We start from the raw sequence: 15798 nt of genomic DNA on the forward strand, positions 1-15798 counted from the left end.
TCATGTGCCTCTGAGCGGACACTCACTAGGATGGGCGTGGCGGCGTTCTGCGTCGTCGTCCTGCCAACGACCAGAAAGTCCCCTCCGTGAGTTTCCTGACCCGGCTGAGCTTGAAGAACCGGGCGCTCATCGCGCTCATCTCCGTCGTCGCCATCATCTTCGGCGTCATCGGAGCCGGTGCTCTCAAGCAAGAGCTCTTCCCGTCCCTCGACAATCCGCAGGCCACGATCACCGCCACCTATGACGGCGCCACCCCCGAAGCCGTCGAATCCGAAGTCACCGACCCCCTGGAAGGGGCGCTGACCGCCCTGCCCGAGGTCGAAGACATGACCTCGACATCGTCTGCCGGCAGTGCGCAGATCACTGTGAGCACGAAGTACGGCGACGACTCCGATGATGTCGTCAGAGCCCTGCAGCGAGCCGTGTCCCAAGTGCAGCCGAGCCTGCCCGAAGGGGTCGAACCGAACGTCATGATGATGGGCACCGATGACATTCCGGTGCTCGCGCTGTCTGTGACCTCGGATGCGGATGAGGACAAACTCGCCGCGAACCTCGAAGACATCGTCGAACCGGAGCTGAAGAAGATCGACGGGGTCTCCCAGGTCCAGATCGCCGGTGCGAAGACCAAACAGGTTGAGATCAGCATCCGTCGTGACGACCTCGAGGACGAAGGAGCAAACCTCGACGAGGTGGCCGGAATCCTCCAGTCCAACGGTGTGCCCGCCTCGGCGGGTGAGCTCAAGGGCGACGACGGCACGGCACCTGTCGAGGTCGGTACCCGGATCCGGTCGATCGACGCGATCAAGGATCTCGTCATCTCCGGGAAAGATGGTCCGATCAAGATTTCGGACGTCGCCGACGTCAAGCTCGTCGACGAACCTGTCGAATCGATCTCCCGCACGAACGGCCAGCCGTCGCTGTCCGTGTCCGTGATGAAGGAATCCGATGCGAACACCGTCGATGTCTCTCATGCGGTGGCCGATAAGCTGCCCGAGCTCGAGAAGATGGTGGGGGACAACACCGAGTTCGTCTCCGCCTTCGATCAGGCGCCCTTCATCGAACAGTCGATCCACGATCTGCTCAACGAGGGTGGGCTCGGCCTCATCTTCGCCGTCCTCGTCATCCTCGTCTTCCTGCTGTCGGTCCGCGCGACGATCATCACCGCGATCTCGATTCCGCTATCGCTGCTCATCGCGATCGTCGGCCTGTGGATGGGCGGGGAGACGCTGAATATGCTCACCCTCGGCGCGCTGACGATCTCCGTCGGCCGTGTCGTCGACGACTCCATCGTCGTCATCGAATCGATCCGACGACGGCATGCCTCCGGCGGTGACAAGTTCTCGAACATTCTTGCCGCGGTCTCCGAGGTGGCGGGCGCGATCACGGCATCGACGCTGACCACGGTGGCGGTGTTCCTGCCGCTGGCGTTCGTGTCCGGACAGACCGGTGAGATGTTCCGTCCCTTCGCGCTGACCGCGACGATCGCCCTGCTGTCATCGCTGTTCGTGGCGCTGACGATCGTGCCGGTGCTCGCGTACTGGTTCCTGCGCCAACGTGAGTCGAAGGTCAAGCTGACCCGGGCGGAGAAGGCGGAGATCCGCCGGAATCGCAAGTCGATGCTCTCGCAGTGGCGGACCGAGAAGAAGGCCACGAAGAAGGCCGACAAGAAACGCGATATCGTCGCCGCCGGTGCCGAAGCCGAGGACAAAGGTCCACGCGACGACACTGCCGCACCAGCTGCCGGTACCACTGCCGGTGCCGGTGCCGGCGTTGCCGGGGGCGGACCGCGCTACGGCGAATCCGAGGACGGCACCCAAGAGGTCGACGAGCTCGCCGGAATGCATTCGCCGGTGACACGTCTGCAGAAGACGTATATGCCGGCCATCGCGTTCTCGACGAAGCACCCGATCGTGATGATCCTCATCGCCGTGCTCGTGCTGGCTGGCACCGGGGCGATGATCCCGCAGCTGAAGACCGAACTGTTCGGCGACACCGGTCAGGACTCCCTGCAGGTGTCGCAGACCTTCGCCCCGGGCACCGACCTCGACGAGGCATCGAAGCAGGCGGAGAAGGTCGAGGACATCCTCGCCGACGACTCCGATGTCGACAACTACCAGCTGTCGCTGGGCGGATCGACGTTCGGATTCACCGACGACTCGTCTCTGACGGGCACCTATATCGTCAACACGAAGTCCGGTGTCTCGGCGCAGTCGATCTCGACCGATCTGCAGAAGAAGTTCGACGACCTCAAGGACGTCGGCGACGTCGAGGTGGCCAGTCAGACCTCGGCGCCCGGAGCGCAGACGATCGACGTCACGCTCACGGCCTCGGACCCGGAGGTCCTCGAGGACGCCACGAAGACGGTCACGGACAAACTCGACGGCGTCTCCGGCGCCCAGTCGGTGACCAGCGACATCGAGTCGGTTCAGCCCGTCATCGAGGTCAAGGTCGATCATAAGAAGGCAGCAGAGGAGAACCTCACCGAGGCGGCCATCGGACAGTATGTCCAGCGCGCCATGCACGGCCAGCAGATCGGGGAGGTCGTCATCGACGATGTCTCCCATTCGGTGCTGCTCTTCGACCGCAACGCCGATACCGTGGAGAAGCTGCGCGATCTGAAGATCCCCGGCAAGCCGAAGGAGGCGACTCCCGCGCCCGGCGCTGCCGGCGGAGCAGGTGGAGCCGGCGGTGCTGGCGGTGCAGGTGATGCCGGCGGTGCTGGCGGAGCAGGTGGAGCCGGCGCTGGCGCTGCCGGTGATGCTGGCGGCGCTGGTGGTGCAGGTGGCGCTGGCGGAGCCGGCCCAGCTGGCGGTGCCGGAGCGGCCGGTGCCGGTGACCCCAACGCGGGTGCTCCCGCGGTGACCGGGGAACCGCGGTTCATCACGCTCGACGATGTGGCTGAGGTCAAGGAGATCAAGACCGCCCCGACGATCCGCCACACGGACTCGCAGCGCTCGACCACAGTGTCAGTGACCCCGGAAGGCGACGACCTCGGTGCTGTGTCGACCGAAGTGCAGTCCGCGCTCGACGAGGTGGACGTGCCCGATTCGGTCAGCGTCGACACCGGTGGTGCCACGCAGGAGCAGAATGATGCGTTCGCTCAGTTGGGACTGGCGATGCTCGCCGCGATCCTCATTGTGTTCGTCATCATGGTCGCCACGTTCAAGTCGCTGCTGCAGCCGCTGATCCTGCTGGTCTCGATCCCGTTCGCCGCGACAGGTTCGGTGGCACTCTCGCTCATCACCGACACCCCGCTGGGGCTGACGTCGATGATCGGACTGCTCATGCTCATCGGCATCGTGGTCACGAACGCGATCGTGCTCATCGACCTCATCAACCACTTCCGCCTGCGCGGGGTGGAACTGCGCACGGCTGTCGTGCATGGCGCCCGGCTGCGTTTCCGCCCGATCCTCATGACCGCGGCAGCGACGATCTTCGCCCTGCTGCCGATGGCGCTGGGACTCACCGGCGGGGGAGTGTTCATCTCGAAGCCCCTGGCGATCGTCGTAATCGGCGGTCTGGTCAGTTCGACGCTGCTCACGCTCATCCTCGTGCCCGTGCTCTACCTGCTCCTCGAAGGAGTGAAGGAACGGCGTGCGGAGAAGCGGTACGTGAAGAACATGGCCCGTGGCGAAGTCCTCGACACCGCCGAGGCGCGTGCGGAGGACCGCTCGTTCGCAACCGCGACAGCCTCGAGGGCAGGAGCTTCGACCGCCCCGTCCGAGTCAGCTGTGGCTGGCTCCGGTGAGACCGGCTCACGTGAGTCTTCCCCAGGTTCGGAAGGTCCAAGTCAGACTGACCCAGGTCAATCCGATTCAGGTCAGTTCGGCTCAGGGCAGACCGATCCAGGCCAGGCAGACCCCGGCCAGGCAGGCCCGGGTCAGGCAGATCCAGGCCAGGCTGACCCGGGTCAGTCCAGTTCCGGTGACTACGGCGTCGGCGACACCGACAAGGGCGACCCGGCCGCGGGCGAGACCGGTGCAGGGGGAGCCGACTCCTCGGGAACCGACTTCACCCTGCGCAGCCAGCACCCGCGCCACGACGATGGGGGCAGCGAACCCAAGCACTGAGCCGACCCCGGCTAGAGTTGGGTGCATGACGACCGAGCTCGAACCACAGGAGAGAAAGCGCCTGTGGTTCGAGCTCGGTCTCATTGCGGCCCTGTCCCTGGGCCAATCGGCCGTCTACGCGATCGTGCGGCTGACCGATATCGCCACCCGGGGACCCATCAGCGATGCCCAGGCCAAACTCAACACCTCACAGTCGCCCCGACCCGGATTCGACCTCATCTACCAGCTGCTCGATATCAGCTTCACTCTCGTCCCCGTCGTCCTCGCCCTCTACCTCCTCACTCGCGACAACGGGCACACGAAACTGAGCAGCCGCCTCGGCGTCGATGGACACCGACTCCGCGACCTCGGGCACGGCAGCCTCATCTTCCTCATCATCGGCATCGGCACCCTCGGGGTGTATGCGGGCGGCAGGGCGCTGGGGATCACTGCCGAACTCCAGCCGGCCAACCTCGGCGATCATTGGTGGACGATCCCGGTGCTCATCCTCGCCGCGGCGAAGAACGGCATCCTCGAGGAGGTCCTCATCTTCGGGTTCGGTGCGGTCCGCCTGCGGCAGTTGGGATACGGGCCCTGGACGATCATCATCTCGCTGGCAGTCTTCCGCGCCAGCTATCACCTCTATCAGGGCATCGGCCCGTTCATCGGCAACGTCGCGATGGGTCTCATCTTCGGCTGGTACTTCCTCCGCAAGGGTCGTCTGATGCCGTTGGTGTGGGCACATCTCATCATCGACGCGGTCGGATTCCTGGCCCCGGGCGTGCTCAGCCTCGTCGACTTCGGCTGAGACCGGGACATGCACTCGTTCCTGCGGGTTCATTCTCAGTTCACCGACGGGTAGTCGCAGGGCCTCCTGCCGGTGGGAGTCTCGATCGGGTGAGCCTCTCCGGTGCGCATCGTGCGCGGCGCGGACAGCGGAGAGGAGAAACGTCCCGATGCGAGGAGATTATCGATGCGAACCTTTCTGCCGATGGCCGACCATGTGCGTGGCAAGCGCAGCCCCGTCACTTGTGCACTCAAGTGCGACAACGCCTGTCTCAAAGCCACCTGCAACACATCGGCGAATGGGTACTTCCGCGATATCGTCAACGCGAAGATCAGCCGTCGTGCAGTCCTCGGCGCCTCGGCCGCCGGTGCCCTGGCAATCGCTGTGACCACCGCACCGAGCCCGACCGCGCGCACTGCAGCGGCTGCCACCGCCGGCAGCCTCGCCTTCACCGCCATCGATCCTGTCCATCATGAGGTCGACGAGTTCGTCGTCCCTGAAGGCTATTCTTGGCATCCGATCGTCCGCTGGGGCGACCCCCTGTTCCCTGACTCCCCGAAATTCGACCCCGAGAACCAGACACCCGAGGCGCAGCGTCGCCAGTTCGGCTACAACAACGACTTCCTCTCCATCCAGGTCGACGACAGCGATTCGAACCGGGCGGTGCTGTTCTCCAATCAGGAGTACACGAACGACGCCATCATGTACCCCGAGGACATGGACGGAGCCGACCAGCGCGCGATCAGCCGCGAGGCGCACGGACTGACTGTGGCCGAACTCGTCCGCAAAGACGAGAAGTCGACGTGGACGGTCGACGTCAACGGGAAGAAGAACCGGCGGTTCCTCATCGACACGGAATACGAATTCACCGGACCCGCTGCCGGCTCCGACCTGCTGCGGACGAAGGACTACCCGAACGGTGACAAGGTGCAGGGCACCCTCGGCAACTGCTCGGGTGGGCTCACCCCGTGGGGAACCCTGGTCTCCGGTGAGGAGAACTTCAACTCGTACTTCAAGACTCCGGGAACCTCGGCGGCGGACAAGCGCTACGGCCTGAGCAGCGAAGACTCGGCCAACGGCTGGGAAGCCGATGTCGACCGTTTCGACACGAACAACTCCGGCTACGCGAACGAAGCGAACCGATTCGGCTGGATCGTCGAGGTCGACCCCTGGGACCCGAACTCCACCCCGCACAAGCACACGAACATGGGCCGCTTCAAGCACGAAGGGGCGAACATCACGATCTCCGAATCGGGTCACGCCGTGGCCTATATGGGTGATGACGAGAAGTTCGACTACCTCTACAAGTTCGTCTCGAAGGGCACCTATGTCGAGGGCGATCGCGAACACAACAAGACCCTGCTGAGCGAAGGCGACCTCTATGTCGCGAAGTTCACCGGCAACTCGCCGAAGTCCGAGATCGACGGCAGCGGCGAAGTGCCCGCAGACGGAGAATTCGACGGCAGCGGACAGTGGCTGCCGCTGCTCAAGGACGGCAAGTCCCAGGTTTCGGGATTCTCTGCCGAAGAGGTCCTCGTCCACACACGTCTGGCCGCCGATAAGGTCGGACCGACGAAGATGGACCGCTGCGAAGACGTCGAGCCGAATCCGATCAACGGCCGCATCTACGTGGCGTGCACGAACAACTCCGATCGCGGCACCGATGGGAAGGCCGCCGCCGATGAGGCGAACCCGCGCACGGAGAACCGTGACGGGCACATCGTGGAGATCACCGAGCGCTCCGGCGACCACACGGGAACCCAGTTCGATTGGACGCTGCTGATCGTCTGCGGTGACCCGAAGCAGGGAGACGCCACCTATTTCTCCGGCTTCCCCGCTGACCAGGTCTCACCGATCTCGTGCCCGGACAACGTGGCCTTCGATTCGGCCGGAAATCTGTGGATCTCCACCGACGGCGCTCCCGACGGCATCGGGTACTGCGACGGCCTGTTCAAGGTCACGATCGAAGGGGACCAGCGCGGCCGCGTCGAACAGTTCCTCTCCGTCCCGCGAGAGGGCGAGGTCTGCGGACCGCTGGTGCACGATGAGTACGAGTCGGCGTTCGTCGCCGTCCAGCACCCCGGCGAAGACGGATCGTGGTCCGACCAGCATTCGCAGTTCCCCGACTACGTCGACGAGACCGACGTCGACAAGGGTGTGGCCGCGATACCACGACCCACGGTCGTGCAGGTGATCAAGGGCGACGGCGGCTCGGCACCGGATCCGACGGAACCGCCGAAGGACCAGGACGCCGATGCAGACGGCTCAGATGAGGGTTCGGAGAACTCGGACGCGAACGGCAACGCCGATGGCGCCGGATCGGATGAGAACGCCGATGCCAAGGGCGATAAGACCGGAACGGACGCCGACAGCTCCGGCTCGACCGCTGGGTCGCAGGATGGTGCGAAGGATGCTGCGGCAGCCGGGGCGGCTTCGGCCGCCGGAAGCGACGGCGGCTCCTCGAACGGCGGCTCGGGAGGTTCCGGCTCGGGTGGATCTGGTTCGAACGGCGGCTCCGGTTCCGGCGGCTCGGGTTCGGGCGGATCCGGTTCCGGCGGGTCCGGCTCGGACGGCGGTGACCTGCCGTGGACCGGTACGGACAGCACACTGCCGCTGCTCGGCGGCGGCGCCGGACTGCTCGCCGTGGGCGGAGCGATGGCCACAGCCGCTCATATGCGTCGGAAGAACGCCGCAGAAGGCGACGACGGTGGCGAGCCGGTCGACGATTCATCCGGCCAGTGACCGGAACCGCGTCCGACAGATGACCGACGGGCGCTGACTGCCGGCGGCAGCAAGCCGCTGAAAACAAGTTCAGGACGATCCGTGCTGAGATTCCAAGAAATCGGCACGGATCGTCCTGAACTCTGTCTGGCGGCTGTTCTGAATGGCTGTCAGTCGGAGCAGCGCAGAGACGACGGCATCTTCAGCCGGCTCGACTGCGAACCGACTGCGAACCGGGTGCGAACCGACTGCGAACCGGGTGCGAACCGACTGCGACCCGGGTGCGACCCTGACAGTGGCGTCACGCTGACACCCATAACGGCAGTGGCAGAGGTGCAGCTCTGACACTGCCGGGCTTACACCCCGAGGCCGGTCTCAGATGACGACGGGGCCGTTCTGCGTCTCGAAGCTCACCGACATGATGCCCGGTGTCCCATGGGGTGCGGACCAGTCGATGTTGATCTCCGGGATCGGCTTGGCATCCTGAGTTCCCAGCCAATCACGCAGACGATCACGGTCGCCGGCGATCTGCAGGGTGTCGATGGCGACTGCGGAATTGGTCTTGTAGGTCGACGGATGCTGCGAGGAGTCGGCTGACCACTTGATGAAGAACGGCAGCTGGGGATCGGCGATGAGCCCCTTGATGCCGATCTGCAGCCATCTGAGCTCCAAACCGGACTCCGGTGTGCGGTTGCCGTCGACGGCCTTGCGTTCGAGGCGGGATTCGACCGCGGCGAGATCATCGACCGAGACGCACCAGCCCATCCAGCCGCCGCCGAGCTCGGAACGAGCCCGCACCGCCTGACCGAATGGGGTCGAGAGAGCGGCCGGGTGCTCCAAGGCTTCTACGACTTCGAGGTAATGGCCGTTCGCGAGAGGGAAGATGAGGTTTCTGGTGCCGAATCGAGGATGCACACCGCCGTCATAGGGAACCACTCCGAGCTTCTCTGAGATCCGCTCGGCCGTCGCGCGATATCCATCTGGTTCACTGGCGAATGACACATGATCGAGTTTCATGACTCGACGATGGCATAACCTGGCTCACACTGCCCCTTAGGGTCACCTAAGAAATCGTGACGATCATCACGGTCCCGGAGGATCGCACTGCCGCTGATACGACTCGACCGCCCGGATGTCATCATCCGGGCGGTCGATCATCTGGTGCGCAGAGGGCAGGGACTCAGTGGCCCTCGGCCTTGAAACGCTCGATCGAAGCGTTGATCTCGGCCTCGGCGGCTTCACGGCCGGCCCAGCTCGAGCCCTTGACGTACTTGCCGGGCTCGAGGTCCTTGTACCGGGAGAAGAAGTGCTCGATCGAGTCGAGCATGAACTTGTCCACATCCGAGATGTCGGTGTAGGAGTCCCAGCGGGGATCTCCGGCGGGCACGGCGAGGACCTTGTCGTCGCCTCCGGCCTCGTCTTCCATCTGGAACATGCCGATGGGGCGGATGTCGATGAGCACACCGGGGAACAGCGGTTCGGGCAGCAGCACGAGCACGTCGAGCGGGTCACCGTCATTGCCGAGGGTGTCCTCGATGAAGCCGTAATCGGCGGGGTACTGCATCGAGGTGTAGAGGTAGCGGTCGAGCTTGACGCGACCGGTCTCATGATCGACTTCGTACTTGATGCGGGATCCGCGGGGGATCTCGATTGTGGCCAACAGTTCCATAGTGCTCCTTCACGTTAGGGGTGCATCACTAGAATAGATGGTACAAGTCCCCGTCATCGTCCACCGACGGCGGCCTGCACAGGTCGTCGAGGAATGAGAAGCGCGTTTGAACGACATCCCCGATGAGCCGAAGCCAGCGGACAAGGCGGACTCCGAAACCCCGCGCAGCGACGCGAAGAAGCAGCGACGTCGCAGGGGTAAGGGCGGGGCGATCACCGCGGGAGTCCTGGTGCTCGCGCTCGGCGCCTACGCCGCCGTCGACGCCTTCGACCTCGTGCCCGGACTTCCCAGCGTGCTGACCACGGCACCTCAGATCGACGTCCAAACCGTGCCCGATCCCCAAGCACAGGGAAAAGATGTTCCCGCCCCCGCCTCGGCGGTGGAGGATTCTGCTCCCGTGCCGTCGACGATTCCGGACGAGATCGACCCCATCCTCAAGGATTCGAAGGTCAAGGGCTTCGGCCTCGAGGTCCGTGACGGGCTGACCGACGATGTCCTCTATGCGAAGAACGAGACGAAGCCGCGCACCCCCGCCTCGGTGACGAAGGTCCTCACCGCGGCTGCGGCTCTCAAGGCCATCGGCGGGCAGACGCGGTTGGCGACGACCGCGGACTTCGATGCCGAAGCGAACACCCTGACCCTGACCGGGGGAGGGGACGTGCTGCTGGGTGCCGGGGACTCCGATCCCGGATCCGTCAACGGCCACGGCGGGCTGCGGACCTTGGCCGAAGACACCGCAGAGGCGCTCAAGGACGACGGAATCACCGAGGTGGCGCTCGGCTTGGATACGCACCGGTACACCGGCGCGGACTTCGACTCCGGCTGGGATCGCGTCGACATCGCCAAGGGAGTGATCGCCCCGATCCAGCCGATCATGGTCGACACCGCCTATATCGGGTCGAAGGACAGGGAATGGCGGGCCCGCAGCGAACACCCGGCCGCCGATGCGCTGACGATCTTCGCCAAGGAGCTCAAGCGGGCCGGAATCACCACGACCGAGGCGAAGGGTGAAGCCGAATCGGGTGAGGCCGGTTCGGACTCGGCGCAGGACGGAGCCGGATCGGGTGAGGCCGGCAAGGAGCTCGCTCGGGTGGAGTCGGCGACGATCTCCGAGATCGTCGAATACGCGCTCGTGCACAGTGACAATGTCGTCGCCGAGGTGCTCGGCAACGAGGTCGCCCTCGCCCGGGGCGACGAGGGCAGCCTTGAAGCCGCCCCGCAGGCCGTCCTCGAAGCCCTCGGTGATTCGATCGATCTCGGGCGCACCGACCTCGTGGACACCTCGGGTCTGTCGTATGACAACAGGATCGCCCCGCACGATCTCACGACCGTCCTCCAAGCCTCCGTCGTCGCCGACGACTCCCTGGCCGGTCTCATCAGCTACTTCCCGGTGGGCGGCCTCACCGGAACCCTGCACGACAGAATGGTCGATGAGAAGAACGCCTCCGGGGTCGTGCACGCGAAGACCGGTACCCTCTCTACCGTGACCTCCCTGGCCGGAGGTGTGCTGGACGCGGAAGGCCGCTACCTCGTGTTCTCCATCCAGATCGACGACGTGGACAAGGACAAGATCTTGGAAGCCAGACAGACCGTGGACGACATCGTCACCGCACTCGCGAATTGCGGCTGCCGATGATCGTCGATGAGAAATTCGCCGCCCGCACCGCCCGTGAGCTCGTCGCAGCGAAGAAGGCCCCGGACCCGGGAGAGCTCGATGCGCTTGTGACCGGGATGAAGGACAACGCGCTCACCGCCCAGGACCTCGTCCTCGACTCGTTCCTGCTCGAGCCCGCCCATGCCGATGCGGTGCGCACCCGGCTGGCCGCCGGAACCGTGCTCGTCCTCGACCAGGTCGGCTGGGTGAAGGCCAATGCGCAGTCCGTCAACGGAATGGTCGACGAGGCGGCCCTGCCGGCACCCGTGACACCGGCGACCGCGAAGGGCGCGGCCGTCGAGGTCGCCGGTGTCCTGTCGCTGCTGTCGACCCGGGTGCTCGGTCAGTTCGACCCCTTCGCTGTCGAGTGCGGAAGGCTGATGTTCGTCGCGCCCGCCGTGCTCATCGCCGAGGAGGCGATGGGTGTGGATCCGCGGGACTTCCGCATGTGGGTGGCCCTGCACGAAGCGACCCACCAAGTCCAGTTCGCGACCGCCCCGTGGTTGCGCGAGCATATGCGTTCGCTGCTGTCCGGGGTCGTGTCCACGCGAGTGTCAATGCCCGGGGTCGGCGGGATCGTCGATCTCTTCGCCACGCTCGGCCGCATCGTCAAGGGTGATGCCAGCCTCGTCGATCTCATCCGCGACGAACAGATGCGTTCCGCACTCGACGAGGCGACCGCGATCCTGTCCCTGCTCGAAGGCCATGCAGATGTCGTCATGGACGAGGTCGGGGCCGGGGTGATCCCGAGCGTGCGGAAGCTGCGCCGGAAGTTCGAGGCCCGCCGGGACGCCGGGCAGGGCGGATTCCTGTCCAACCTGCTGGGCATGGACCTCAAGCTCGCCCAGTATCGCGACGGGGCGAAGTTCGTCCGTGCAGTGCGTCGGGAGGTCGGGCAGAAGGGGTTCTCCCGCATCTACGAAGCTCCCGCCAACCTGCCGCGCACCGCCGAGATCCACGACCCGCACCTCTGGCTCGACCGGGTCCATGGCTGAGAGTCCGTCACCGAGGCGGCCCACCCTTGACCCCGCCAGCGCAGCCATCCGCACCGCAGTGCGTGCCGGCCTCGCCGCCGCGGCTTCGGTGGCCGAACCGAATCCGACTGAGTCGAGATCGGCAGAGTCGAATCCGACCGTGCCGAGACCCGCAGTGCCGAATCCGGCTGAATCGGGTTCAGCCGAGTCGGATCCGACCGTGCCGGGGCTCATCGTCGCCGTGTCCGGGGGAGCGGATTCGATGGCGCTGCTCCACGCGACGGCCTTCCTCCATCGTCGCGGAGAGGTCCGCGCCCGCGCCGTCACCGTCGACCACGGCCTTCAATCCGGAAGCACCGAGGTGGCCCGCCGTGTCGTCGCCACCGCCGAGTCCTGGGGCATGCCCGCCGGAAGGGCACCCGTCGACATCACCGCGGGTGAGGAAGGGGTCGAAGCCGCGGCGCGTACCGCCCGCTACGCAGCACTCGAGACCGCGCGGAGAGAATCCTGTGCCGACTGGATTCTCACCGCCCACACCCGCAGCGACCAGGCCGAGACCGTTCTGCTCGGGCTCATGCGCGGTTCGGGCACCCGGTCCCTGGCCGGAATGAGTCCGCAGACAGGGCGGCTGCTGCGCCCCCTGCTCGGCCTCGACCGGGACCAGACGGAAGAGTCCTGTCGGGCGCAGGGCATCGAGGTCTGGAACGATCCGATGAATGTAGACCCCGCCTTCACCCGGGTGCGGGCCCGGCAGCTTCTCGCCGTCTTGGAAACCGAACTCGGTCAGCCGCTGGTGGCGAATCTCGCCCGCACCGCCGACCTGTGCCGCGCCGACGCCGACTATCTCGATGACCGCGCGAACGCGGTGGTGCACGGGCTGCGAGGGGCCGCCTCGGTGCCGGTCGAAGCCTTCACCGTCCTCGACGATGCGGTGCTCGGCCGGGTCGTCCGAGACTGGGCGATCTCACTCGGCGTACCCGCCCAGAACTTCGGGGGAACCCGCGTGTCCGAACTGTGCAGTCTCATCCGCAGCCGCCGACGCGGCCGCCTGTCGCTGCCCGGCGACACCGAAGTCGTCATCGACCGTGGCCACGTCGTGTTCCAGGTGGCTGCCAAGGCGCACGAGAGCCGGCGGCAGTAGCCGACGCAATGGCCGGCGCACCCGCGACCGACGGGGCGACACCCGCGGTCGGCGGGCCGCCGCTCAGCTCGAACGGGTTCCTCCGAGCAGCCGACCGCCCGAGGCGATGAGCCGACCCGACTTGAACACGTCCCGCTCGACCGGACAGTCCATGATCGCCGAGGTGACAGTATCGGCTGGAAGCAGCACGAAATCGGCGGGCGCTCCCATCCCGAGCCCGAACCGGGCATCCTCGACAAGCGGCGAACCATCGGGACGTGCCCCGGCCAACACCTGGGCACCCCCACGCGAGGCGATATCGAGGCAGCCCTCGATGTCGGCATCAGCCCGGAAGCCGTTCGTGAACGCCAGCTGCCAGGTTCGGCGCAGCAGATCGCCATCACCATAGGGACTCCAGTAATCACGCTGCCCGTCCTCACCGAGGCCCAGGGCCAGACCACGCTTCGCGATCATCGCCTGCGGCAGCACTCCCTTGGCCGGGGCGACCGTCGTCAGGGACACCCCCGCCTCGGCGAGGGCGTCGAGGACGCGAGCGACCTGGGCCTCCGGGTTCGTGTTGAGGGCGAAGGCATGGGAGACAGTGACCTGTCCGTCCATTCCCGCCGCCCGGGTGCGGGTCGCGATCTCCTCGAGTGAGAACAGGCCGGCGGTGCCCGCCTCGTGGAGATGGATGTCGATGCCCTTGCCGTGCTTCTGCGCCAGGGCGAAGACGGTGTCGAGGTGAGTCACGGGATCCCGGTCATAGAGCAGCGGGTCGAGGCCGCCGACGAGATCGGCGCCGTCGGCCAGTGCCGCGTCGAGGAGTTCACGCACACCCTGTTCGCGGACGATGCCGGCCTGCGGGAACGCGACGATCTGGAAGTCGAGGACATCGGCATGAGCCTCGAGAGCCGCCTTGACTCCGTGGAAGCGTTCGAGTCCGCAGTCCGCGTCGACTTGGGCATGTGTGCGGATGCGGGTCCCGCCCGAGGCGATGATCTCAGCAATGGCATAGGACGCCTGGTCGGACACCGAACGCTCACCATGGCGCCAGTTCTCACGGTCATTCATGATGTACCCGTGCAGGGTGCCGTCGGCAGTGTGCGGTCGGAATGTCTGCCCCATCCGATTCGAATCCAGGTGGGCATGGACATCGCCGAGGCTGGGCAGCAGAATCCGTCCCGCACCGTCGATGACCTCGTCCCCGGAATCCGGGCCGGTGTTCCCAGCATCCGATTCCACAGCAGCGCCGGTGCCGCGACCAGACTCCCCGGCACCGCGGTCTGCCGCGGGGGAGACGCGGGTGATGAGCCCTTCTCCGATCTCGACGTCGACGGCAGGAGCATCGGGGGTGCGCGGGAAGAGGCGCACATTCTTCACGATCGTCATGGTCCAACACTACGGCCGGAACCGGAGCCCGGCCCCGCAGCACGGCAACGACAGCTGTCTGAAAGGATGAGCACATGACGACTTCGACCGAGCTCGGGTTCCGCCGCACCCGGGGCCTGGACATCCTCGCTCTGGCCTGCCTCGTGCTCATCGCAGCATCGCTGCGGCCCGCGGCGTCCTCGCTGGGTCCCGTGCTCTCCGAAGTCAAGGACGGCTTCTCACTCGCCGAATGGCAGACCGGTCTGCTCACCGCCCTCCCCGGCCTCGTCTTCGCGATCTGCGGCATCATCGCTGTGCCCCTGCTCAAACGTCTCGGCCTATTCACCGCCTTGGCGCTGAGCTGCGTGGCCATCGTCGCAGGCGTCGGGCTGCGCGCGGTCGTCACCGAATGGACGACCTTCGGCCTGCTCACCATCCTCGCCCTGGCCGGAATGTCGATCGGCAACGTCATCCTGCCCGTCTACGTCAAGGCTCGCTTCCCGCACCGGCCGACGCTGGGCTCCACGACATTCACCGTCTCGCTGGGCCTCGGGTCGATGCTGCCGTCGCTGCTCACCGCGCCTCTGGCCGACAGCTTCGGCGGCTGGCGTGTGGGGCTCGGGTTCTGGCTCCTCCTGCCTCTGTCCGCACTCATCACCTGGGCGGTGCTGCGGACGCTGAAGTCAGTGCCCATCCTCTCCGGGCGGGGCACGTCAGGGCCGGTCACCTCCGGTCCGGGCACGGAACCCGGCGCACAACGGGTGGAAGAACCGCCTCGGCGACCGGTGTTCTTCTCACCGAAGGCGCGGTACATGGCGATGTTCTTCGGCCTCCAATCGGCCAACGCCTACGTCCAGTTCGGGTGGGTGCCGCAGATCTACCGCGATGCCGGGCTCGACCCGTTCCTCGCCGGAATCATGCTCACGATCGTGACCTTCGGCGGACTGCCCGGAGGATTCCTCGCCCCGCAGATCATCGTCCGCAACATCGCCCCACGCGCATTCCTCGTCTCCTTCGGCGTCAGCGCCGTCGCAGGCTACACGGGACTGCTGCTCATCCCCGCCACCACTCCGTGGATCTGGGCGATTCTGCTCGGCTACGGCGGCTTCGCGTTCCCCGCCGCGCTGGCTCTCATCACCTCCCGCACCCGAGACGTGTCCGTGACAGCCTCGACGTCGGCGTTCGTGCAGTCCTCGGGCTACGTGCTCGCCGCGATCGGGCCCCTGGCCCTGGGCGGTCTGCTCGGCCTCAGCGGCGGATGGCAGGTGCCGCTGTGGTTCATGGTCGGCATCTCCGCACTCATGGCGGTCACCGGTTGGCTCTCGGCCGGACCCGGAACCGTCGATGACGAGTTGGCTCCGGACCGACCGCACGGCGGCACCGGTGAGGCTGGCACCCGTGAGACCGACAGAGGCACCGAGGAGGCCGACAGTGGCACCGGTGAGGCAACGTGACC

The 15798-nt window shown here is 66.1% G+C and carries 9 protein-coding genes and 1 pseudogene; 7 read left to right on the forward strand and 3 right to left on the reverse strand.

Going from position 1 to position 15798, the window contains the following annotated elements; all coding sequences use genetic code 11:
* Positions 1–86 precede the first annotated feature (86 nt).
* From L1F31_RS05245 to L1F31_RS05255, 3 genes and pseudogenes are all read left to right on the forward strand, one after another.
* Positions 87–4070, forward strand: a complete 3984-nt coding sequence (locus L1F31_RS05245) for an efflux RND transporter permease subunit (protein WP_265419618.1) — start codon at positions 87–89, stop codon at positions 4068–4070.
* 25 nt (positions 4071–4095) lie between these two features.
* Positions 4096–4857: a CPBP family intramembrane glutamic endopeptidase gene (locus L1F31_RS05250; protein WP_265419619.1), complete on the forward strand. Its 762-nt coding sequence runs from the start codon at positions 4096–4098 to the stop codon at positions 4855–4857.
* A gap of 165 nt (positions 4858–5022) precedes the next feature.
* Positions 5023–7038: pseudogene (locus tag L1F31_RS05255) on the forward strand (PhoX family protein); the annotation flags it as partial.
* 894 nt (positions 7039–7932) lie between these two features.
* On the opposite strand, the gene L1F31_RS05260 reads toward L1F31_RS05255, so the two are convergent.
* On the reverse strand, positions 7933–8574 hold the full coding sequence (locus tag L1F31_RS05260) for a VOC family protein (protein WP_265419620.1): 642 nt from the start codon (positions 8572–8574) through the stop codon (positions 7933–7935).
* Positions 8575–8737: 163 nt separating this feature from the next.
* Positions 8738–9226 carry an inorganic diphosphatase gene (locus L1F31_RS05265; RefSeq protein WP_265419621.1) on the reverse strand — a complete coding sequence of 163 codons (489 nt, stop codon included), beginning with the start codon at positions 9224–9226 and terminating at the stop codon, positions 8738–8740.
* 106 nt (positions 9227–9332) lie between these two features.
* On the opposite strand from L1F31_RS05265, the gene dacB reads away from it, so the two are divergent.
* From dacB to tilS, 3 genes are read left to right on the forward strand one after another with little or no spacing between them, the layout of a single operon-like run.
* Complete coding sequence (gene dacB / locus L1F31_RS05270; protein WP_265419622.1) at positions 9333–10862, forward strand: D-alanyl-D-alanine carboxypeptidase/D-alanyl-D-alanine endopeptidase; 1530 nt, start codon at positions 9333–9335, stop codon at positions 10860–10862.
* Positions 10859–11875 carry a zinc-dependent metalloprotease gene (locus tag L1F31_RS05275; protein WP_265419623.1) on the forward strand — a complete coding sequence of 339 codons (1017 nt, stop codon included), beginning with the start codon at positions 10859–10861 and terminating at the stop codon, positions 11873–11875. Before dacB ends, L1F31_RS05275 begins: the two co-directional genes overlap by 4 nt.
* Positions 11868–12995, forward strand: a complete 1128-nt coding sequence (gene tilS / locus L1F31_RS05280; RefSeq protein WP_265419624.1) for a tRNA lysidine(34) synthetase TilS — start codon at positions 11868–11870, stop codon at positions 12993–12995. The genes L1F31_RS05275 and tilS overlap by 8 nt, the downstream gene beginning before the upstream one ends.
* Positions 12996–13058: 63 nt before the next feature.
* On the opposite strand, the gene L1F31_RS05285 is transcribed toward tilS, so the two are convergent.
* On the reverse strand, positions 13059–14363 hold the full coding sequence (locus L1F31_RS05285) for an amidohydrolase family protein (RefSeq protein ID WP_265419625.1): 1305 nt from the start codon (positions 14361–14363) through the stop codon (positions 13059–13061).
* Positions 14364–14437: 74 nt separating this feature from the next.
* Here L1F31_RS05285 and L1F31_RS05290 point away from each other — a divergent pair, with 74 nt between their 5' ends.
* Positions 14438–15796 carry an MFS transporter gene (locus L1F31_RS05290; RefSeq protein WP_265419626.1) on the forward strand — a complete coding sequence of 453 codons (1359 nt, stop codon included), beginning with the start codon at positions 14438–14440 and terminating at the stop codon, positions 15794–15796.
* The last annotated feature ends 2 nt before the right edge of the window (positions 15797–15798 follow it).

The organism is Brevibacterium spongiae (genome assembly GCF_026168515.1).
In the GTDB taxonomy this organism is placed as follows: domain Bacteria; phylum Actinomycetota; class Actinomycetes; order Actinomycetales; family Brevibacteriaceae; genus Brevibacterium; species Brevibacterium spongiae.

Bases quoted from the DNA above. Each gene is read 5' to 3' on its own strand.
- L1F31_RS05250 (WP_265419619.1), top strand. From the start codon at position 4,096: ATGACGACCGAGCTCGAACCACAGGAGAGAAAGCGCCTGTGGTTCGAG.
- L1F31_RS05260 (WP_265419620.1), bottom strand. From the start codon at position 8,574: ATGAAACTCGATCATGTGTCATTCGCCAGTGAACCAGATGGATATCGC.
- L1F31_RS05265 (WP_265419621.1), bottom strand. From the start codon at position 9,226: ATGGAACTGTTGGCCACAATCGAGATCCCCCGCGGATCCCGCATCAAG.
- L1F31_RS05275 (WP_265419623.1), top strand. From the start codon at position 10,859: ATGATCGTCGATGAGAAATTCGCCGCCCGCACCGCCCGTGAGCTCGTC.
- tilS (WP_265419624.1), top strand. From the start codon at position 11,868: ATGGCTGAGAGTCCGTCACCGAGGCGGCCCACCCTTGACCCCGCCAGC.
- L1F31_RS05285 (WP_265419625.1), bottom strand. From the start codon at position 14,363: ATGACGATCGTGAAGAATGTGCGCCTCTTCCCGCGCACCCCCGATGCT.
- L1F31_RS05290 (WP_265419626.1), top strand. From the start codon at position 14,438: ATGACGACTTCGACCGAGCTCGGGTTCCGCCGCACCCGGGGCCTGGAC.